Genomic DNA, 19,635 nt, shown 5'->3' with positions numbered 1-19,635 from the left:
CTACTCCACCGGAGGGCTGCAGATCGTGCCGTCGGCCTTGGCGGTGACGGTCTTGTCGCCGCCGGTCACCTTGGGGAAGTCCTCGCCGGTGATCACCACGATGCCGGGGATGTCGGACTTGGTCTCGACGATCTTCGCGTCGCCGAGCCAGCTCGCCACGAGCGCGGCGGAGGGTGCGTCCTTGTCGGGCGCCCACACCTCGACGGTCTTCAGCTTGGTGCCGCGGGGTGCGTTGCCGGTGTTGCCCTTGACGAAGCCGGCATCGACGAGATCGGTCATCGCTCGCGTGGCGAGTCCTGCCCGGGTGCTCGCGTTGAGCACGGTCACGACCACCTGCGAGGGGTAGACCTCGGCGCCCTTCTTCACCGGGGCGTCCACGCACGGCCCGACATCGACCTTCTGCGGGAACGGCGCGGTCATCGCCTTCCATCCCCAGGCGCCGGCCAGAGCGACCGCGGCCGCGAGGACGGCGAGGATGATGAACGTACGAGCTCCCGTGAGGGCCGAATCGAGCATGGTGCCGAGCCTAACTGCTCGTCAGTGGCTAGGGCACGTCTGGCAAATCCACGCCCGCTACGCGGCGTTTCGCATCCGATCTGGCTGCGTTGCCGCCACTCGAAAGCCGTCAGGATGTCTTCGCGGCGGGCGCCTTGCCAGATCGGCCCGAAACGCCGCTCGCGGCCGCCGTGTCTTTACCAGACATGCCCTAGCCGAGGCTGTGCACGCGGGCATGCAGTACGTTGCGCTGCTGGAGCGCCGCGCGGAGCGCGCGGTGGAGGCCGTCCTCGAGGTAGAGCTCGCCGTTCCACTCCACGACGTGGGCGAAGAGGTCGCCGAAGAACGTCGAGTCCTCGTTGAGCAGGGCCACCAGCTGGAGGGTGTCCTTCGTGGTCACCAGCTCGTCGAGACGAACAGTCCGAGGAGGCAGCGCGGCCCACCCCTTGGTCGTCAGACCATGGTCGGGGTAGGGGCGAGAGTCGCCGACACGCTTGAAGATCACCCTCGTGACTGTATCGCCCCGCAACCAAATCCCAACATAGAGTCAGCCCATGACGGATGCTGCTGCTCTCTCAGAAGCGGTCGGACCCGGCTACCAATTCGAGGGCGCTGCCCTCGAGCTCGGGGGCCTCATGGCGGACGCTGAGACGTTGACGGAGACGCCGATTCGCATTCCCTTGGGGATGCTGAACCGGCATGGGCTGGTCGCCGGCGCGACCGGCACGGGCAAGACGAAGACGCTGCAGCTGCTCGCCGAGCAGCTCTCGGCAGCCGGGGTGCCGGTGTTCGCCGCCGACATCAAGGGCGACCTCTCCGGTCTCTCCGCGCCGGGGGCGGAGAGCGAGAAGCTGACCGCACGGGCGGCATCGGTCGGGCAGACCTGGCAGGCGCGCGGGTTCCCCGTCGAATACTTCGCCCTCGGCGGCGAGGGCACCGGCATCCCGGTCCGGGTCACCGTCGACGCCTTCGGCCCGACGCTCCTCTCCAAGGTCCTGGGGCTCAACGAGACCCAGGAGTCGTCGCTCGGCCTCGTCTTCCACTACGCCGAGAAGGCCGGCCTGAAGCTGGTCGGGCTCGATGATCTACGTGCGGTGCTGCAGTGGCTGGTCTCCGACGAGGGCAAGGCCGATCTCAAGGGCCTGGGCGGCCTCTCGTCCGCGACGACAGGGGTGATCCTGCGTACGCTCATCGGCTTCTCCGACCAGGGCGCGGACGAGTTCTTCGGTGAGCCGGCGTTCGCCGTCACGGACTTCATCCGCAACGACGGCGACGCCGGGGTCATCTCGCTGCTCGAGCTGCCCAACCTGCAGGACCGGCCGGCGATCTTCTCGACCTTCCTGATGTGGCTGCTCGCCGAGCTCTTCCGGGCGCTGCCCGAGGTCGGTGACGTCGACAAGCCCAAGCTGGTCTTCTTCTTCGACGAGGCGCACCTGCTCTTCAACGACGCCTCCGACGCGTTCCTCGACCAGATCACGAACACGGTCCGGCTGATCCGCTCCAAGGGTGTCGGCGTCTTCTTCGTCACCCAGAAGCCGACCGACGTCCCCGACGACGTGCTCGGCCAGCTCGGCTCGCGCATCCAGCACCAGCTGCGGGTCGCGACGCCCAACGACGCCAAGGCCCTCAAGGCGAGCGTCAACACCTACCCGACCTCCTCCTACGACGACCTCGGTGCGGTCATCCAGACGCTCGGGATCGGCGAGGCGATCGTGACCGTCATGAACGAGCGCGGTGCGCCGACGCCGGTCGCCTGGACGCGGCTGCGTGCGCCCGAGTCGCTGATGGGGCCTGCGGAGGCCGCCGCCATGACGGCAGCGGTGGCGGCCTCGCCGCTGGCGGCCAAGTACTCCACCGCCGTCGAGGTCGAGTCCGCCGCCGACCAGCTCGCGGCGAAGACGGAGGCAGCGGCGGCCGAGGAGAAGGCGGCGGCCGCGGAGAAGGAGGCCGAGAAGGCAGCCAAGAAGTCGGCCCCGAAGAAGTCCTCGGGATCACGCTCCCGGTCGGGCGACGATGACGACTCGATGATCGAGACGGTGGTCAAGTCGACCGCGTTCAAGCAGGCAGCCCGCACCGCCGCCAGGGAGCTCGTCAGGGGAATCTTCAAGCGCCGCTGATCCCCGGCGATTTCGATTGGCTCGGGCATGGGCAGTGTCTTTATCGTCTGCTCATGCCCGACCTGCTCCTCCGGAACGTACGCATCGTTCCGCTCTCACCCCGGGCGGACGTGCCCGCCGGGGTGGTCGACGTTCTCGTTGCCGACGGTCTCGTGTCGGCGGTCGGGGAAGGCCTGTCCCGACCGGACGGCGTCGAGGAGCACGACGCCGGTGGCCGCTGGCTCGTGCCGGGGCTGTGGGACGCCCACACCCACCTCGGTCAGTGGACGCTGAAGGCCAGCAGGCTGGATCTCCACGGCACCCGTTCGCCCGCCGAGGCGCTGGCGCTGGTCGCCGCGGCCGCGCGGGCCCTCGATCGGCAGAGTCAGCCGGGTGAGGCGATCGTCGGGATGGGGCACTCGGCCGGCACCTGGGATCGCTGGGGCACCGTCTCCGAGCTGGACTCGGTCACCGGCGACACGCCCGCGATCCTGGTCAACCACGACTTCCACCATGCCTGGCTGAACACGGCGGCGCTCGACGCCGTGGACCTGCCGCGTCGTGAGGACATGGTGCAGGAGACGGAGTGGTACCAGGTCTACCCGCGGGTCGCGGAGCTCTTCGAGGCGAGCGGGAGCACGCCGGCGGCCTACCGGCGGATGCTGACCCGGACCGCCGCGCTCGGTGTGGTCGGGATGACCGACTTCGAGGTCGGGCTGCGGCTCGACGACTGGCGCTCGCGGTGGGCGGCCGACTGCGATCTGCTCCGGATCCGCGTCGCGACGTACGCCGACCGGCTCGACGACGCGATCGCCTCGGGTCTTCGCACCGGCGACCCGCTGATCCCCGGTGACGACCGGCTGACGATGGGGCCGCTGAAGATCATCAGCGACGGGTCTCTCGGCACCCGCACCGCATGGTGCTGCGACCCGTACGCCGACGACCCGGACAGCTGCGGAGCGCCGAACCAGTCACCGGACGAGCTGCGCGGGCTCCTGGAGAAGGCGCATGCGGCCGGTCTCGAGGTGGCCACGCACGCGATCGGTGACCGGGCGGTGTCGGAGGCACTGGCAGCGTACGAGGCGACGGGTGCGCGTGGGAGCATCGAGCACGCGCAGCTCGTACGTCGCGAGGATCTGCCGCTGATGGCCCGGCTCGGGATCACCGCCTCCGTGCAGCCGGCACACATCCTCGACGACCGCGAGATGACCGAGGACGTCTGGCCGGGGCGGGAGGAGCGGTGCTTCGCGACCCGTTGGATGCGCGACGAAGGCGTGCGCGTGACGCTCGGGTCGGATGCTCCGGTCGCCCCGCTCGACCCGTGGCTGGCCATCGCCGCCGCCGTCGGCCGCTCGCGTGACGGCAAGGAGCCGTGGCACCCGGAGCAGGCACTCACCGTGCAGGAGGCGTTGGCGGCCTCGGTCGACGGCCAGCCCACCGTCGCGCCCGGATCTCGCGGGGACCTCGTCGTGCTCGACATCGACCCGTTGGGTGCCTCGGTCGAGGACCTCGCCGCCATCGCGCACGGGGGAGTCGCGCTGACCGTCGTCGGCGGGCGGATCGTCCACCAGGCATAGCGAAGGCCCGGCCGCTGTCGGCCGGGCCTTACGCGATCGGGATCGTGGATCCCCCCAATTCAGCTGGTCACGCGGACCAGCGCACCGAGTCGTCGACGAAGTCGGCGAACACGTGAACACCGCGCAGGTCCTGACGCTCCTCCATGAGCTTGGTCAGGGCGCTGGCGTGCCGGAACTTGAGGCTGCGCTGCTTCGCGGCGCTGGCCGCCTCAGGCTCGGTCGCGGTGAGTGTTTCCATCGAGGCCCCCCTCCAACGGATAGATGGTCTACATCGTGGTTTGTCGTGCGCGTCAAGCATCCCGCCCATACGTCGCGAGCAGGTTGTTTGAACGTTACAAGCCGGTTTCGGTAAAAGAAATGGCTGACGATGCCTGTCCTGGTATCTGCCGAGCGATAGGGCCGAATCTCGCTAGACAAAGGCGACGGCGGGTCAGTCTGCGGTCGATCTGAGCGTGCCGACGGCGTGGCGAGCCTGCTCGAGGAGCCGTAGCGCGGCGCTCACGTCGGGCAGGTTCGGCTTCGGCGACCAGAGCTGATCGGCGTCGCTGATCGGCTCGGCCCCGTCGATGATCGGGTCGAGGTCGGTCACCAGCGCGCCCTTCGACGGGTCACCGGCGAGCGCGGAGCGGATCGCAGCGCCGTCGATCGGGGAGTCCGACGCGATCAGCGTGGCGTTGCCGAACCGCGCGCCCGCGAGCGCGGACCCCTGCACGATCATCGCGACATGCCCGAAGACCGTACGCAGCGTCGCGAGCTCACGACGGGTGAAGAGCAGCTCGGGGCCGGCGACGGAGTTCAGCACCAGCCTGCCCTCCGCGCGCAGCGCGCTCCGCGCCGCCGACATGCACTCCAGCGAGGTGAAGGCCGGCGGGATCCGGTTGCCGACGAAGACGTCGATGACGATGGCATCGTGGTCCGACCCCGAGTGCGCGTCGAGCCACGAGCGTGCCTCGCCGGTCACCATGGTGATCCCGGTGGGAAGCGGGAACCGTGACCGGGTGAGCTCGACCAGGGCGGGCTCGAGCTCGACGACCGTCTGCGTGGTCGACGGCCACCGGTGCGCGACGGCGCGGGGGAGCGCCAGCAGGGCTCCGCCCAGGTGTGCGGCCGTGCGCGGTGCCTGATCTCCGAGAGCCGCCAGCATCCACCGGATCGAGGCGAGCTTCGGCGGTTGTGCGGGATCTCCGAGATGGGACTGCGCGACCCCGTCGATCTCGATCGCCCAGCCGTCGGGCTTGCGTACGAGATCGGCAGAGCTGCCGTCCGAGAAATCGATTCGCTCGGTCCCGGATGACCCGGCGGGTGTTGACATGCGTCGATCCTGCCAGACACCATCGCGCCCGGCCCCGGACGTTCCGGTAACCTGCTGGCGTCGTTGCTCAGCGCGGCAGTTACTCGGACATCGGCACCCGGACATCGGGACTCGGACATCGGGCGTGAGGAGCTTGTGCGGTGGAGATATGGGAGGTCGCCGAGGACGACGACCGGATCGAGGGTCTCACCGCTGACGGCAAGCCGGACCCGGCGTACGCGGCCTCGCTCGGCCTGAAGGACGCCCCGCTCGGCCGACGCGCCGTGGCGGCCGGCGTCGACATCGTCTGCTACGTCATCCTGCAGGTGCCCTATCTCGTCTTCACGCTGCCGCTGCTGCTGAAGCTGGCCCAGGGCAAGTTCGGTTTCGCCCGGTTCCTGAGCCACCCCGACTTCATGCTGGCGGCGATCGCCGGCGGCGCGACCGTCCTGCTCAGCCTGGTCTTCGTCATCGTCCAGATCGTCTTCCACGGACGGCGCGGGGTCACGCTGGGCAAGTCCCTCGTCGGGATCCGCTCGATCAACGTCAAGACGCTCGAACGTCCTGGTGTCGGCCGCGCCTTCCTCCGTGCTCTGGTGCTCTGGGGTTCCGGGATCATCCCGCTCGCTCCGATCGCCTTCCTGGCCTCGCCGCTGTTCGACAAGGAGAACCGGAGCCGCGGCTGGCACGACAAGGTCGCCGAGACCTGGATGGTCGACGTACGCGACGGGCTCGACCCCTATGACGAGAAGCGGATGCGGATCGCACGGAAGACGGTCGCGGCGGCGCCCGTCGCGGAACGGAAGTCGCTGCCCTCGCTGAGCACCCCTCACGCCCAGGACGCCGGAAGCTACCGTCCCGCGGGCCGGGTCAGCGCCGGTGTGCTCGGTGTCTCGCGTCCGAAGCCGAAGCGCGACGAACCCGGCGCCTCTCCTGGCGGTGCGCTCGCGACTCCGCCGTCCGGGCCGGTGGCACCGAAGCCGGTGACCCCGTCGATCCCGCCGTCGCGCGCGGTTCCGAACCATGGCCAGGCGGTCCCGCCGCCCCCGACCCCTACGCCTACGCCGTCCCCGACCCCGTCCCCGACCCCGGTCCCGACCCCGGTCCCGACGCCGATCCCCACGCCCAACCCCACCCCGACGCCTACCCCAGCCCCGCCGGCGACCGGCCACCAGACCCCGGCGCAGCCGCAGGCCCGCGGGATCATGCTCAAGGTCGACTCCGGTGAGCGCATCCCGGTGGCCGGCCTGGTGCTGGTCGGCCGGGACCCGGCTCTGACGGAGAACACGCTCGGGGCGCGTACGGTCTCGATCATCGATGTGTCGGTCTCGAAGACCCACCTGTCCCTGCGCCCCAGCGGCGATGGTGTCGAGGTCACCGACCGAGGCTCGACCAACGGCACCGTGGTGATCCACGAGGGTGCCACCCGGCGGCTGAACGCGTGGGAGCCGGTGCACGCCCCGGTCGGCGCGATGATCCGGTTCGGCGACCGGTCGGCCCTGGTACGGCGCGCGTGATCGCGACTCCGCCGGCACCATCTCGCCGCATGGTTCTGAGGCACGTTGACGAGGGGAACGAAGCATGAAGGTCAAGCTCACTCTGCACCGGCCAGGTGTCCCGCCTGCAGATGTGATCGTCACCGCCGACTCCACGGCCACCGCCGGTGACGTCGCCCGGCACATCGCCGATGCGGACCCGGCGCGTTCGGTGATCGCGGGCGAGCACGACATCTTGACCCTTGCCGTAGCCCCGCCGACCGCCGACCGGATGGAACCGCTCGAACCCGACGTCCCCATCGGCGATGCGCCGATCGGGTCCGGGTTCGCGGCTGCGGTCGTCAACATGGGACCCGACAACGAGACGACCGGGTCGCGCCGCAAGAGCGTCGGTGTGCTCCGGGCGATCGACGGTCCGGTGCGGGGTCAGGCCTTCCCGCTGACCACCGGGCACGCCTCGATCGGCCGCGGTCCCGAGAACGAGATCGTGCTCGCCGACCCGATGGTCTCCAAGCGTCACGCCCGCATCGAGGTGGACCGCTCGGTCGAGCTGGTCGACCTCAACTCCGCCAACGGCGTCGTCGTCGACGGCACCCAGGTCTCCCGCGTACGTCTGGCGCCGGACACCCCCGTCGTCATCGGGGGCACCACCCTGGTCATGCAGCTCTCCCAGGACTTCCTCGACACCGTCGAGGACCCGGTCCTCGAGCGTGGCGGTGGCCTCCTCTTCAACCGCAGCCCGCGGGTCGACGTCCGCTATCCCGGCACCGAGCACCCGCCGCCGTGGATGCCGACCGAGATGCAGAAGAAGCTGTTCCCGTGGTTCGTGCTGATCGCGCCGGTCATCATGGCGCTCTCGATCTACGCGATGACCGGCCGCGCCCGTGCGCTGCTGCTGGTCGTGATGACCCCGATGATGGCGGTCGGCAACTACATCAACCAGCACCGCCAGGCCGGCGCGAAGCAGGACCACGAGATCGAGCTCTTCGAGCGGCAGTTCGAGAAGCTGGAAGAGGTCTTCTACCGCAGCAAGCCCGAGGAGGAGCTCGCTCGCAACGAGGAGGTCCCGGCGGTCGCCGAGGTATTCGAGCAGGCGATGCAGCTCGGCCCGCGGTTGTGGACCCGCCGTCCTGAGCACTGGAACTTCCTGGCCGTACGCCTCGGCACCACCCGTGCCCTGTCGCGCAACTCGATCGCCGAGCGTGACACCCAGAACGGCCTGCCCCAATACATCGAGCGCGTCGAACGTCTCAAGGAGCGCTACAAGTACGTCGACGACGTACCCCTCCTGGAGTCGCTCCCCGCGGTGGGTTCCGTGGGTGTGGCCGGTCCGGCCGGACCGGCGGCGGACGCGATGCGCGGGATCGCGGTGCAGCTCTTCGGTCTGCACGCTCCCAACGAGGTCGTCACCGTCGCCTTCGCCGATCCCGACTGGGTCGAGGAGTTCGAGTGGCTCAAGTGGCTGCCGCACACCACCTCGGAGACCAACCGCTTCAAGGACATGCCGCTGGCCGACTCCGCGCCGACGGCCAACGCCCTGCTCAGCGCGCTGGAGGAATACATCATGCGCGCCGGGCGGACCGCGGAGCACCGCGGCCCGTTCCCCGAGCGGTGGAACCCGATGCAGTACGGCACCGACGTCGCCCGGGCCGGCGAGGAGACCAACGCACGGGTCCAGGTCTCGATCATCGTCTTCGTCACCAACGACGCGCCCGTGGACCGCGCCCGCCTGGTCCAGGTCCTCGAGCGCGGGGCCGATGTCGGCGTACATGCCGTCTTCCTCTCCTCGACCGTCGAGGCGCTGCCGGCGGTGTGCCGCAGCTTCCTCGACGTCAGCGACGGGCTGGAGCGCGCCACCGTCGGCCTCGTCCGCAACGGCGACCTCTACGAGGGTGTCAACGTCGAGGGTGTGTCCAACGCCTACATGGACATGTTCGCCAAGCGGCTCGCGCCGGTGGTGGACGCCAGCACTGTCGTCCACGACTCCTCCGACCTGCCGAACTCGGTCGGCTTCCTGTCCCTGGTGGGCAACGAGGTCGCCGAGGACCCGCACTCGGTCATCGAGCGCTGGCGGCAGAACAACTCGATCATCGACCGCTCCGACCGGCCGCGGCCACGGCTGAAGAAGGCGGGGAACCTGCGCGCCATCATCGGCCAGGGTGCTTCGGACGCGATGACGCTCGACCTGCGTACGCAGGGCCCGCACGCCCTCGTCGGCGGCACCACCGGTGCCGGTAAGTCCGAGTTCCTGCAGGCGTGGGTGCTCGGCATCGCCTCGGCGCACTCGCCCGACCGGGTGACCTTCCTCTTCGTCGACTACAAGGGCGGCTCGGCCTTCGCTGACTGTGTCGACCTGCCGCACTGCGTGGGCCTGGTGACCGACCTGTCGCCTCACCTGGTGCGACGTGCACTGACCTCGCTCCGAGCCGAGCTGCACTACCGCGAGCACCTGTTCAACCGGAAGAAGGCCAAGGACCTCCTCGAGCTGGAGAAGCGCCAGGACCCCGAGTGCCCGCCCGCGCTGGTGCTGGTGATCGACGAGTTCGCGGCGCTGGCCGGCGAGGTCCCGGAGTTCGTCGACGGTGTCGTCGACATCGCCCAGCGAGGCCGTTCGCTCGGCATCCACCTGATCATGGCGACGCAGCGGCCGGCCGGTGTCATCAAGGACAACCTGCGCGCCAACACCAACCTCCGCGTCGCCCTGCGGATGGCCGACGAGAGCGACTCCAAGGACGTCGTCGACGATCCGGTGGCCGCGTCCTTCCCGCCGTCCCTGCCCGGCCGCGGCATCGCGAAGACCGGTCCGGGTCGCCTGACACCGTTCCAGTCCGCGTACGCCGGTGGCTGGACCCGCACCGACGAGGTCGTCACCGCGGACGTGCGGGTCGCCGAGCTCAAGTTCGGTTCGATCACCGAGTGGGAGCCCGAGCGTCCACCGGAGAGCGACTCGCACGACGAGGACCTCGGTCCCAACGACCAGAAACGGGTCGTGACCACGCTGATCCGTGCCTCCGAAGCTGCCGGGCTCCCGGCTCCGCGGCGTCCGTGGCTCGACGACCTGGCGACTGTCGTCGACATGCGCGACCTCCCGCTGGAGGGCGACGGCCAGATCCTGCTGGGCCTCGCCGACCTTCCGGAGAGGCAGCAGCAGAACGCGATCTACTTCTCGCCTGACCGCGACGGCTCCCTGCTCATCTTCGGCTCCTCGGGGTCCGGTAAGTCGACGCTGCTCAAGACGATCGCGACCGCGGCCGGTGCCCGACCGGAGCTCGGCACGGTCCAGGTCTTCGGTCTCGACTTCGCCTCCGGTGCGCTCGGCGCGATCGAGCGCCTCCCGCACGTCGGCTCGATCATCGACGGTGACGACGCCGAGCGTCTGCAGCGACTGATGCGCACCCTCGAGCGGGAGATGGACCGCCGCTCGGAGCTGTTCTCCAAGGCCGCGGCGGCGAACCTGACCGAATACCGCGAGATCGCCGACCGGTCGATGCCCCGCATCCTGCTCCTGATCGACAACTACCCGGAGTTCAAGAAGGAGTGGGAGATCGCGGCGGGACGCGCGCCGTTCTACCAGTCCTTCATGCGGGTCCTCGGTGAGGGCCGCCCGCTCGGCGTCCACGCGGTGATCACCGCCGACCGCTCCGGCTCCGTCCCGACCGCCGTCTTCGCGAACATCCCGCGCCGCGTCGTCATGCGGCTCTCCGACCCGAGCCAGTACGTCCTGGTCGGAGCCCCCAAGGACGTGCTCAACGAGCAGTCGGCGCCCGGCCGAGCCGTCGTCGACAAGGCCGAGGTCCAGCTCGCCGTGCTGGGCGGCACGACCAACGTCGCCGAGCAGACCAAGGCCCTCGACGAGCTGGTCGCCCAGCTGCGCGCCCAGGGCGCTCCCGAGGTCGGCGAGATCGGTGCGCTGCCGACGAAGGTGTCCAGCCGGACTCTGCCCGCACAGGCCAACGGCCAGCCCGTCTTCGGCATCGCCGACGACACGTTGGCGCCTCGTGGCTTCGACCCGATCGGCTCGTTCATCATCACCGGCCCGCCGCAGTCGGGCAAGACGAACGCCCTCAAGGCGCTCGTCGAGTCCGTCGAGCGCTTCGACCCCGAGGTGAAGCTGTTCCACCTCGGCAGCCGTCGCGCCCTGCTCGGCGACTTCCGGCCCTGGGTACGCAGCGCCACCCGTCCCGACGACGAGAAGGCGCTCGTCACCGAGCTCGCCGAGATCGTCGCCGACGAGTCCTTCCCCGGCCGCATCATGATCGTCGCCGAGGACATGACCCATCTGGCCGACGGTCCCGCCGATCGCCCGATGCGCGCACTGTTGCAGGCCATCAACAACTCCGACCACCTCTTCGTCGGTGACGCCGACGTCACCCGTGCCGGCGGCGGCTCGGGCGTGATGGGTGAGTGGAAGGCCGCCCGCCAGGGAATCGTGCTCAAGCCGGACACCTACGACGGCGACACGCTGTTCAAGGTTCCCTTCGGAAAGCTCAAGCGCACCGACTTCCCCGCGGGCCGCGGAATCTTCGTCCAGGCCGGCCGCATGGTGACCATGCAGATGCCTCTGGCGAGCGACTCCGAGGGTTCTGCATGAACCTCTGCATAATTCCGACAACGAAACGGTTTTTACCCTTCACAGGGGAGAAGAGCGTGGCCTACGGTGGCCACCGGCGTCCGCTGGTTGGGGCGTCTGACATGAAAATCGCGGGAAAGGCAATGATCGATGAGTGACTTCGGGGCAACATACGACGAGATGACCGGCACCGCCGACAAGCTCGACCAGGGCAAGGACACGATCGAGTCCGCGCTGGACGAGTGCCAGGGCTACGTCGACGAGCTCGTCCAGGACGGCTTCAAGACCGAGAAGGCGTCGGGCAAGTTCCAGGACGGCTACCAGGAGATGACCAGCGGCCTCAAGGAGGCCATCGCTGGTGTCGAGGACATGGCGCAGGCTCTGCGCGACATGGCCACGGCCATCCAGGACCTCGACTCGCAGCTCGCCGGCGGCTGATTCGCCGAGTTTCTATGGTGGGGCGCAGGCAATCGCGTCTGCGTCCTGCCATAGAAGCGCACATCGCACCTGCCAACTGTTTCGTCTAGGGAGAAGCAGAACTCCGCATGGACTTTTATATTGACCTCGGTCAGCTCAACACTGTCAAGGACGAGCTCGGCAAGATAACCAAAGAGTTCGAGGACGCAGAGGACCGAGCGGACGACCTCGAAGATGCGATCGGCGACCCTTATGGGCGCAACGAGCTGCGTGAGGCCGCGGAAGACTTCGAAGACCGGTGGAACCACAAGCGCGACGAGCTCAAGGACAGCCTCAATGACGTTCTCGAGCACGTCAAGGGCGTGATCGAGAACGTCGAGAAATGGGATGCCGACACCGCGATCCAGCTGTCCGCCCCCGAGGTCAAGGCCGAGAAGGCCGGGGCCTAGGCCGGTATTGGCGGGTAGGAGACTTCAGTGACATTTATGGAACAGTCCCCCAAGGGACGCACGATCAGGCCGGTCGACGGAGAGCCTGGAGCGATCAGCAAGCGCGGTCAGCAGATCGAAACGCTCGGCGAGATGATGCTCAACAGCGCGCTCGTCCTGCAGAACATCGCCGACAACGCGCTGGGCGGTGAGTCCATGAAGGGCAAGGCCATCAATGCCCTTCGTGACTCCATCGGCGACTCGCACGAGACGCTCAAGCAAGCCGGCGAGCTCTACAAGCCGGTCGGGCCGGTGATCAAGGCCTACGGGGATGCCCTCGAGGAGATCCAGCCCAAGATCGAGACAGCGGTGAACGAGGCGCAGGACCGCTACAGCAAATACATCATGCTGCCGGGCGACAAGGACGACAGCCAGACCGAGGAAGAGGGCGGCCTTCTCGGGATCGGTGGAACCGACAAGGAAGAGGCAGCCGAGAACCAGGCGAAGGCCCAGGCCTACCAGGACTTCGTCGAGAAGGCGACCGAGTTCGACGCGCACTACGACACCTGGGAAGAGGCCTTCGAGACGGCCGCAAACGGCATCGAGGACAGAACCGCCGGGAGCATCGAGGACAGCGCCTGGTCGGACTGGGCCGACGTTCTCAAAGTCGTTGGCACCATCGTTGCTATCGCAGCACTGTGCACCGGAATCGGCGCGCTTGTCTGGCTAGGCGTCGGAATCGGCCTTCTGGCCACAGCGGCGACGGTCGGGCAGGTTATGAATGGCGAGGCCGGCTGGCTAGACGTCGGAATCGCGGCCTTGAGCATCATCCCAGTGACCAAAGCGGGTAACGTCGCCGGGTCGCTGGGACGAATGTCCTTGACCGGCGAGAAGTTGGGGGTCGCGATGCTGAAGAACTCGATGCCCTCGATGACCGGTTTGCTGAAGATGACTGACGACAGTCTCATCGGCGCTTGGAAGGCCGGTGGACTGAGCACGGTAGGGAAGTTCCTCGCCACTGGCTCGACCGGGGGCAGGGCTGGCGTCGCAGATGGTCTGCTGGCCAAGTCGATCGGCATGGGCCCGATGACCCTCCAGCAAACCTTGCAGGTCAGCTCGATGAGTAAGTACGTCGCGGGTGGAAATGGCATCGGGAACGTGCTCAGCCTGAACAGCTGGGCTGGAAACCTCGGGTTCCCGAGTGTCGACGTCCCTGATGAGGTCGGACTGGTGTTCTAGATGATCGAACGCACGAGTGACCTGGGCGACTGGAGTGTCCAGGCAATCAGGGACTTCGATGAGCCTGGATGGTTTCACATCCCGAGCCAGATGACCGGTGTGGAAAGAGAAGCCTGGGTCGAGATGGCCATGGCGCAGGTCAAACGCTACGTTGGCGTTCCACGGTGGGATGGCTCGCCTACAACGGAAGCGATGCTGCGTGAGATCTTGGAATACGGCGTAGAGGACGAGCCTGCACTTCCATCGATCGCAACCTTCCAGGTCTGGCCGTTGCCAGGTCCAGCGGTGTTGACCTGCCGGGTCTGCTTGATGGATAGCAGCTCGGTGCCGGACTTCACTTCTGTCGAGGGTGCGGTTGTTCATCCTGTCGAGTCGCCGGAACTCGGGGCTGGGGTCCAGGTCACTATCAAGCGTACGGTCGAGGAATCTGCAGGTTGGACGAGTCTTTTTGGCGTGGATCTCATCTTCATGGATGGTGATGCCGCCTTGGTGCTCAGCCTCGAGCAGAGTCTGCCCGCGCTGATATCGGGAGCTCTTCCTGGACTGGGGGTTCTCAAAGATTCCTTTAGAATCATCAGGCCAGACGGTCAGAAGTTCGGTGGAATCACGCCCGAGAATGTTCTCAACGAGAAACCATGGGAGTTGGCGAACGATGGCCGATAAACTCGACTTGCGCTCTATTCTCAACATGGGTCCTCAGCCGGAGTTCATGATGGAACTTCCCGCCGGCTGGTCAAGGCGCGAAGTCACGGACGAGACCTACCGCGACTTCGAGGCTTCGTTGAAGCGAAATCTCATGCAGGCGCACCAGCCTCAGACCTACTCGGTCCTGGGTCCCGGCCTACGGGACTCGTTCGACAAGATGCGCAATGCTGGGGCCGTCGCCTTCTTCGCCCCGATCGACGCACCTGCAGATGCGCCGCGAATGGCGGCATCGATCATCGCCAGGTATCGCCGATCAGAGGATGGTCAACCCCTCGATGACCATGTCCGCAAGCTGATCCGTGATCGCGGTGCGCAGTCGCTCCTCGGTGACCGGCGCACTGTGCGCTACGAGGAGGAAGTTGACGTCCGACTGGGCGAAGGCCGGTTCGTGAATCACTCGATCACCTACCTGACCCCGGTGCCGGAGTCACGCCGTCTCAAGGCGCTCGAACTGGTCGCTTCTCTGGTTCGCCCGGCAGGTATCTCTCGCGAATCGGAGCGATTGGTTGCTCAGAAGGACCTCATGGATCTAATGGTCGCTAGTCTCAGATGGGTGAAGCAAAACTGATGGACGATTCTGTTCTTGATCAGCTTGGAGTTGATAGGACGACCTATCGACTAGGGCGTTTCTTTTTCCATTGGTGTCTTCTTTTCGGCTTTGTGATCCTCTTGTCCTTTCAGTCGCTGACGGCACTGATTGTGCCATCGGCGTCTGAATACGAGGTGTCCGGGCCAGTATCGCTATTGGCGACAGTGGCCTTCGGTATTCTTACCATCTATCTCGGGGCTACCACGCATCGTATGGTTATCCGAGATGCGGCGGTCATCGAGGGGCGGCAAGGAGGAGTGCGAATCGCGGTCCTGCTGGTGTTCTCGGTTGTGGTTCTGATCCGGGGGATCTGGTGGATCGTTGACGTCCTTGGCGGAAACGCGGCAACTTTCGGAAACTATGTTGGGATGGCGTGGTTCACGATCGCTGGACTGATAGGCATCCCGTTGGCCATCAGGCTCGCTTCGCTGCGCAATCAATAGCCAGATCGTCTGATGGGATGGTTGGTGGCACGGTCCGTCTAGTTGGACCGTGCCACCTCTTTCCGTTCAGTTGGACATCGTGCTCCAGAACGCATCGCTCACGCAAACGCCGGCGAAGGCAACGAAGACAATCGTCCACGGTATGCCAAGCACGAGCCATGTCGTTCTTGGGGTGACGTAGATGCTGTTCTTCTCCGGATTGTCCAGGCGATATCGGACCTCGACTTCGCTGCCGACGTCCGGACGGCCATTGACTCGGCCTATGCCTTCGATCAGATCGCCATGAGACGTGCGGAAGATGTATCGCGCCTTGGCGGACTCAGTACTGGCGCCGCTTGTCGTCTGGCTCTTCTCGACAAAGGTGACTTGGATCCTCGCTTTGCCTCGCGTCCATGTCCTCAAGGTGTACTTCTCGCGGAGATATAGGACGGCGGGCACGCACGCGACGAGGAAAGATGCAGTTGCCATCGCCAGCATCACGAGTTGTCGTTCACTTCCGTCCATGGTGTCCTTCCCGTGGTGGGGTCAACTGTGTTGCGTTCCTGCCTCGCGGCGAGAGTACGAGGTGGCTGGTGCGGAGCGGCCGCACGGTCGCGGGTTCCTGATGCGGCTATCCGATCAGTTCGACCGAGATCACGACCGTGCCGATGAGACCGGCGAGAGCCAGGGCAGCGCCGACGATGATGAGGACGCCGAAGGCGGTCGGCAGAAACGATCGCGCGAAGCGAGGCATGGGGAGTTCGTTGTTGTAAGGACCACTCGGGTCGTACACCACTTCGATATCGTCACCGGCCTTGGCATCCTGGGGACCACGCTCGCTGTGGCCGTAGTAGCTGCCGCCGGTCTCGGGAGCGGTGAAGGTGTAGTTGACGTGGTAGAGCGCGTCGCCCGAGGCGCCGCTGACATCCTGCTTCCATGCCTTGGTGATCTGCGCGTGTGCCCGTGACCAGCGGCCACTGCCGCGCGCACGCTTCCTGGCGTCTCTGAAGTTGAGGTAGCCCGAGACGCAGATCAGGGTGCCGATGAGGGTGATCGCGAGTGCTCCGAGAAGGTCGTTCACGCGCGAGATGGTACGGGTTCCTCGTCCTCTCCGGCACGGGGACGAGGTGACCACCGACATCTCATTGCCAAGACTGTCCGTCCTCGGCGTACTTCAGTTCGACATCGACGGAGTGGAGAGCGTTGCCGGCTTCGTCGGTGACTCCTCGTGCCTCGTGCCAACTGATGGTCAGGCTGTACTCCCGCGGCTCACCCGGCTCCGGAACACGCTCGGCGTCACACCATTCGAGCGAAGCGTCGCAGTCGATCTGGTCGATGGCGCCGAACCCGCTGTTCTCCCATGCTGAGGTGTTCTTCACCCAGTCCGTCATCTCGTCATAGGTGACAGGGGTGTAGAAGGACGCACGAAACTGCGCGTGCGGTTTCGTGTAGGCCATGTGGTCCTTCTTCCAGTCGGCGGACGGTTCTCCGATTCCTTCCCAGTCGTCTGGGATCGGCATGGTGGCGATGTCGTCGGGCAGGGCGTCGATCTCCGGGCTGCTCGAGATGTACCACGGGCGGAAGTCCATCCAGATCAGGATCGTGCCCATCATCACGCCGCCGATGAGGATGATCTGGAGCAACCAGCGCAGCCACCCCAAACCGAAGGCGACGAGTGGGGTGAAGTCCTCGTCGAACTGGTCGCCACCGTCCTGACCGCTGGCCGCGCCCCAGAAGCCGAAGGCGTACATCATGGGGATCGGCACGGCGATCGCGACGATGGTGGCGGCGATCGCCGGAACCCAATGGATGCCGTCGAAGACCGGCGACAAGCCGATCCACCAGATGAGAGCCACGATCGCCACCGGTATCAAGTGGACGCCGATGAGAACCCAGGGCGCCAGCTTGGGGTTGCCTCGGCTGAGTCGCCCGAGAAGTCCGGGCTGCGTCAGATGGCGCAAGATTCCGGCACGGTCGTTCGTCGTCGATGTCCTCAAGGGTGGTTCCGCTCCGAGTCGCGATGGGGTCGATCGTGTCAGGGCGGACTGTTCCACGCCCCGATCGGTGGCACCCCACTTTAATCTCCGGCCTCGGGCGACCAACGAGGCAGGGAAGTCCGGCGGTGGGCCCCTCCGTGAGCATCTTTGACAACAGGGCGGCATTGAACCCAGGGACTCGTCGGATAGGGAGAGATCACCGATCGGCTCCGGTCAATCATGACCCTGCTCGTTCTGTCGCTTGGCGCTCTGGTGGAGTCGCGCTCGGTCTACCGAGCGTCGGCGAGCGCTCGTTCGTGAAGATCGTGGCGGAGATCTGGTTCTTGGTCGCCCGTGTAGCCGGCGTCGCGGGAATGGTCCTATGGTTCGCCTTGCTCGGTCGTACAACGCGAGTTGCGCCGTTGAACCGACCGTCTCGGGAGAAGGGCCGCCGTTCGCGACGGCGTGAAGTTTTGATGCATCCGACCATCTACGAGACAGAGGATCAACGTGGGATCTGAACGCGCCCGAAGCGCCGACTTGGACGTTCTTCCGGGGGTCGCCTTCCAGGCAGCACTCGGAGTCGCGCAGCAGGAGAAGAAGTTCGAGATCAGAGCTGTGCACACCGAGGGTCACGCCCTCATCATCCGGCAGAAGACCAAGGCCCTCTCGTGGCCGAAGGTGATCATGCTCCGCGCCCACCAGAACGGTCAGGGATCAGCGGTCAACGTGCTCGTCCAGAACATCCCCGGGTCGCCGTCTGCCCTGCTCGACGGCGTCGCGAACGGGAAGATCGCGGAGAAGTACCTCACGGCGATCAAGGGTGTGCTTGCCGGGACGATCACCGCGCCGGCAACGCCCGTGTCGTCCCACTTCATCCGGGACGACGGTTCTGAGCACCCGTGGACCGACCCGGAGGAAGTGCCGGAGTTCTGAGGCTGCATCGTGGCGAGGTCGGCGCTGCATCGCTGATGGGGATCGATACCCTGAGCCTCCCTTGACTCAGACAGATGGCGGGATGTGAGCGGTGGCTCGGCGAATCGCAGCGACGGCGGTGGCGACGGCGGCGTTGATCTCGGGGTGCGCCGTCGGGCCACCGCCGGCGGACTTCACGACCGAGGACGCGGTCATGGCGTTGCGGCTGAAGGAGGGCGGCGAGGACTCGGGCTACCTGGTCCTGGTCTCGCCGACGGGCAAGACCCGTGCGATCGAGCTCGAGGACGTCGAAGGTGCCGCGATCTCCTGGACGGAGCACGGGATCACCACGTCCGACCGCGGGCACGACTACGTGATCACCGAGGACGGCCTGACCACCAACGAACGTACGGGCGGTGGCACCGCGGTCGAGACGCAGCACGAGTGGTACCGGGTGCCGGTCGGCGACGGGACGTTGGTCGGGTTCAGCCCTGAGAACGGGGCCAAGGACCCGTTCGTGACCTACATCGACGGTGAGACCGGGAAGGCGACGACGCGGATGTCGGCCTACGGCGGGACGTCGACCGCTGCCGTCTGTGGTGACCGTGTCTTCGCCTCCGGACGAGGCACCGAGACCAAGGCTTTCGAGGAGGACAGCGCGACGATCCCGGAGGACCAGTGGAGCCGCGCCGCGCTGACGTCGGTCTATCCGCACGACGGCACCGACATCCTGAGCACCCTGGAGCCGTCGAGCTTCCCGGGCACCACCTCACCGTGCGTCGACGGCATGATCTACGAAGGCTGGGAGAACGACGACGGCCAGCACGTCCTGCGGGTCTGGAACACCGCGAAGGACACACCCGCCGACCAGGTCGCCGTCGACCATGAGATCGTCTACCCGGCCGACGACTCATCGCTCATCGGCGGGCCCGCACGGGTGACCGTCGCGGACGGTCAGCTCTACTGGGTCGTCGACAACCGGATGTGGACCGCACCGTTGCCGACGACCGCGTCGGCGCCGATCCAGGCTCGCAAGATCACCTTCCTCGAGGGATACACCGGGCTGGACGCCGAGGTCCTGGCCTACGGGCCGGGCGCGGTCTACACGGTCGCCGACGACAGCGAGTTCCACGAGCGCAAGTGGACCAGGTCGAGGCACCGCGACCGGGTCTGGACCGAGCTGACGGAGCTGAGCCTGCTCCGGACGGATCTGGCGACCGGCGACGTGTCCGTCGCCCTCGAGGTGAAGGTGGACGACGGGGACTTCGCGACCAAGGATGTCCACCTGACGGCCCTGGCGATCAACCCGGAGTGGCTGGCCGACGTCGAGGAGTAGCCGACGTGGGCGAAGTCACCGAGACCACGGCGCGACACGCCGGAGTAAAGAACGGGCGCCGGCGAGCCCAGTTGCCAGGGTGA

Annotated in this window: 20 protein-coding genes; 12 read left to right on the top strand and 8 right to left on the bottom strand. The window is 66.8% G+C overall.

What is annotated here, in order from left to right:
* Positions 1–516, bottom strand: coding sequence for a LytR C-terminal domain-containing protein (locus WBG06_RS09690; protein WP_336736376.1), 516 nt, complete (start codon positions 514–516; stop codon positions 1–3).
* 190 nt (positions 517–706) lie between these two features.
* The gene (locus WBG06_RS09685) at positions 707–1,000 is read right to left on the bottom strand and encodes a type II toxin-antitoxin system VapB family antitoxin (protein ID WP_045551249.1); all 294 of its coding nucleotides are present in this window, start codon (positions 998–1,000) and stop codon (positions 707–709) included.
* Positions 1,001–1,049: 49 nt separating this feature from the next.
* Between WBG06_RS09685 and WBG06_RS09680 the strand changes: the two genes are divergently transcribed.
* Both WBG06_RS09680 and WBG06_RS09675 read left to right on the top strand, forming a co-directional pair.
* The gene (locus WBG06_RS09680; protein ID WP_336736375.1) at positions 1,050–2,612 is read left to right on the top strand and encodes a helicase HerA-like domain-containing protein; all 1,563 of its coding nucleotides are present in this window, start codon (positions 1,050–1,052) and stop codon (positions 2,610–2,612) included.
* Positions 2,613–2,665: 53 nt separating this feature from the next.
* Entirely contained in the window at positions 2,666–4,168 is a 1,503-nt protein-coding gene (locus tag WBG06_RS09675; protein ID WP_336736374.1) for an amidohydrolase, read from the top strand.
* 67 nt (positions 4,169–4,235) lie between these two features.
* Here the strand turns inward: WBG06_RS09675 and WBG06_RS09670 are convergent, their stop codons facing one another.
* Positions 4,236–4,406 carry a hypothetical protein gene (locus WBG06_RS09670; protein ID WP_336736373.1) on the bottom strand — a complete coding sequence of 57 codons (171 nt, stop codon included), beginning with the start codon at positions 4,404–4,406 and terminating at the stop codon, positions 4,236–4,238.
* Between the two features lie 192 nt (positions 4,407–4,598).
* Positions 4,599–5,480 (bottom strand): spermidine synthase, encoded by an 882-nt coding sequence (locus tag WBG06_RS09665; RefSeq protein ID WP_336736372.1) that lies wholly within the window; start codon positions 5,478–5,480, stop codon positions 4,599–4,601.
* 140 nt (positions 5,481–5,620) lie between these two features.
* Here WBG06_RS09665 and WBG06_RS09660 point away from each other — a divergent pair, with 140 nt between their 5' ends.
* The 8 genes from WBG06_RS09660 (at position 5,621) to WBG06_RS09625 (ending at position 15,346) form a co-directional block, all read left to right on the top strand.
* Positions 5,621–6,976 (top strand): RDD family protein, encoded by a 1,356-nt coding sequence (locus WBG06_RS09660; protein ID WP_336736371.1) that lies wholly within the window; start codon positions 5,621–5,623, stop codon positions 6,974–6,976.
* A gap of 64 nt (positions 6,977–7,040) precedes the next feature.
* Positions 7,041–11,546 (top strand): FtsK/SpoIIIE domain-containing protein, encoded by a 4,506-nt coding sequence (locus tag WBG06_RS09655; RefSeq protein WP_336736370.1) that lies wholly within the window; start codon positions 7,041–7,043, stop codon positions 11,544–11,546.
* A 129-nt stretch (positions 11,547–11,675) separates the two neighbouring features.
* Positions 11,676–11,963 carry a WXG100 family type VII secretion target gene (locus WBG06_RS09650; protein WP_336736369.1) on the top strand — a complete coding sequence of 96 codons (288 nt, stop codon included), beginning with the start codon at positions 11,676–11,678 and terminating at the stop codon, positions 11,961–11,963.
* Between the two features lie 107 nt (positions 11,964–12,070).
* Positions 12,071–12,391: a flagellar protein FlgN gene (locus WBG06_RS09645; protein WP_336736368.1), complete on the top strand. Its 321-nt coding sequence runs from the start codon at positions 12,071–12,073 to the stop codon at positions 12,389–12,391.
* 36 nt (positions 12,392–12,427) lie between these two features.
* On the top strand, positions 12,428–13,609 hold the full coding sequence (locus tag WBG06_RS09640; protein WP_336736367.1) for a hypothetical protein: 1,182 nt from the start codon (positions 12,428–12,430) through the stop codon (positions 13,607–13,609).
* Positions 13,610–14,272, top strand: coding sequence for a hypothetical protein (locus tag WBG06_RS09635; protein ID WP_336736366.1), 663 nt, complete (start codon positions 13,610–13,612; stop codon positions 14,270–14,272).
* Positions 14,262–14,882 carry a hypothetical protein gene (locus WBG06_RS09630; RefSeq protein ID WP_336736365.1) on the top strand — a complete coding sequence of 207 codons (621 nt, stop codon included), beginning with the start codon at positions 14,262–14,264 and terminating at the stop codon, positions 14,880–14,882. The genes WBG06_RS09635 and WBG06_RS09630 overlap by 11 nt, the downstream gene beginning before the upstream one ends.
* The gene (locus WBG06_RS09625) at positions 14,864–15,346 is read left to right on the top strand and encodes a hypothetical protein (RefSeq protein ID WP_336736364.1); all 483 of its coding nucleotides are present in this window, start codon (positions 14,864–14,866) and stop codon (positions 15,344–15,346) included. Before WBG06_RS09630 ends, WBG06_RS09625 begins: the two co-directional genes overlap by 19 nt.
* A gap of 66 nt (positions 15,347–15,412) precedes the next feature.
* Here WBG06_RS09625 and WBG06_RS09620 read toward each other — a convergent pair whose 3' ends face one another.
* The 3 genes from WBG06_RS09620 to WBG06_RS09610 form a co-directional block, all read right to left on the bottom strand.
* Positions 15,413–15,850 carry a DUF3592 domain-containing protein gene (locus WBG06_RS09620; RefSeq protein ID WP_336736363.1) on the bottom strand — a complete coding sequence of 146 codons (438 nt, stop codon included), beginning with the start codon at positions 15,848–15,850 and terminating at the stop codon, positions 15,413–15,415.
* A gap of 106 nt (positions 15,851–15,956) precedes the next feature.
* Entirely contained in the window at positions 15,957–16,406 is a 450-nt protein-coding gene (locus WBG06_RS09615; protein WP_336736362.1) for a DUF3592 domain-containing protein, read from the bottom strand.
* Between the two features lie 61 nt (positions 16,407–16,467).
* Positions 16,468–17,379 (bottom strand): hypothetical protein, encoded by a 912-nt coding sequence (locus tag WBG06_RS09610; protein WP_336736361.1) that lies wholly within the window; start codon positions 17,377–17,379, stop codon positions 16,468–16,470.
* Between the two features lie 462 nt (positions 17,380–17,841).
* Between WBG06_RS09610 and WBG06_RS09605 the strand changes: the two genes are divergently transcribed.
* Positions 17,842–18,237 carry a hypothetical protein gene (locus tag WBG06_RS09605; protein ID WP_336736360.1) on the top strand — a complete coding sequence of 132 codons (396 nt, stop codon included), beginning with the start codon at positions 17,842–17,844 and terminating at the stop codon, positions 18,235–18,237.
* 66 nt (positions 18,238–18,303) lie between these two features.
* On the opposite strand, the gene WBG06_RS09600 is transcribed toward WBG06_RS09605, so the two are convergent.
* Positions 18,304–18,432 carry a hypothetical protein gene (locus tag WBG06_RS09600; protein ID WP_336736359.1) on the bottom strand — a complete coding sequence of 43 codons (129 nt, stop codon included), beginning with the start codon at positions 18,430–18,432 and terminating at the stop codon, positions 18,304–18,306.
* On the opposite strand from WBG06_RS09600, the gene WBG06_RS09595 reads away from it, so the two are divergent.
* Positions 18,431–19,552: a hypothetical protein gene (locus WBG06_RS09595; RefSeq protein ID WP_336736358.1), complete on the top strand. Its 1,122-nt coding sequence runs from the start codon at positions 18,431–18,433 to the stop codon at positions 19,550–19,552. The genes WBG06_RS09600 and WBG06_RS09595 overlap by 2 nt on opposite strands.
* Positions 19,553–19,635 lie beyond the last annotated feature (83 nt).

Origin of the sequence: Nocardioides sp. CCNWLW239, assembly GCF_037137035.1 — a bacterium.
Classification (GTDB): Bacteria; Actinomycetota; Actinomycetes; order Propionibacteriales; family Nocardioidaceae; genus Nocardioides.
Note: the sequence above shows the minus strand (reverse complement) of the source record. Positions and strands in the feature narration are given on the sequence as shown.

Excerpts from the sequence above, each read along its gene's own strand:
- WBG06_RS09680 (WP_336736375.1), top strand. The coding sequence starts at position 1,050 with ATGACGGATGCTGCTGCTCTCTCAGAAGCGGTCGGACCCGGCTACCAA.
- WBG06_RS09640 (WP_336736367.1), top strand. The coding sequence starts at position 12,428 with ATGGAACAGTCCCCCAAGGGACGCACGATCAGGCCGGTCGACGGAGAG.
- WBG06_RS09600 (WP_336736359.1), bottom strand. The coding sequence starts at position 18,432 with ATGACCGCGTCCTCGGTCGTGAAGTCCGCCGGCGGTGGCCCGACGGCG.
- WBG06_RS09655 (WP_336736370.1), top strand. The coding sequence starts at position 7,041 with ATGAAGGTCAAGCTCACTCTGCACCGGCCAGGTGTCCCGCCTGCAGAT.
- WBG06_RS09670 (WP_336736373.1), bottom strand. The coding sequence starts at position 4,406 with ATGGAAACACTCACCGCGACCGAGCCTGAGGCGGCCAGCGCCGCGAAG.
- WBG06_RS09645 (WP_336736368.1), top strand. The coding sequence starts at position 12,071 with ATGGACTTTTATATTGACCTCGGTCAGCTCAACACTGTCAAGGACGAG.
- WBG06_RS09630 (WP_336736365.1), top strand. The coding sequence starts at position 14,262 with ATGGCCGATAAACTCGACTTGCGCTCTATTCTCAACATGGGTCCTCAG.
- WBG06_RS09620 (WP_336736363.1), bottom strand. The coding sequence starts at position 15,850 with ATGGACGGAAGTGAACGACAACTCGTGATGCTGGCGATGGCAACTGCA.
- WBG06_RS09625 (WP_336736364.1), top strand. The coding sequence starts at position 14,864 with ATGGGTGAAGCAAAACTGATGGACGATTCTGTTCTTGATCAGCTTGGA.
- WBG06_RS09665 (WP_336736372.1), bottom strand. The coding sequence starts at position 5,480 with ATGTCAACACCCGCCGGGTCATCCGGGACCGAGCGAATCGATTTCTCG.
- WBG06_RS09595 (WP_336736358.1), top strand. The coding sequence starts at position 18,431 with ATGGCGTTGCGGCTGAAGGAGGGCGGCGAGGACTCGGGCTACCTGGTC.
- WBG06_RS09635 (WP_336736366.1), top strand. The coding sequence starts at position 13,610 with ATGATCGAACGCACGAGTGACCTGGGCGACTGGAGTGTCCAGGCAATC.
- WBG06_RS09675 (WP_336736374.1), top strand. The coding sequence starts at position 2,666 with ATGCCCGACCTGCTCCTCCGGAACGTACGCATCGTTCCGCTCTCACCC.
- WBG06_RS09650 (WP_336736369.1), top strand. The coding sequence starts at position 11,676 with ATGAGTGACTTCGGGGCAACATACGACGAGATGACCGGCACCGCCGAC.
- WBG06_RS09690 (WP_336736376.1), bottom strand. The coding sequence starts at position 516 with ATGCTCGATTCGGCCCTCACGGGAGCTCGTACGTTCATCATCCTCGCC.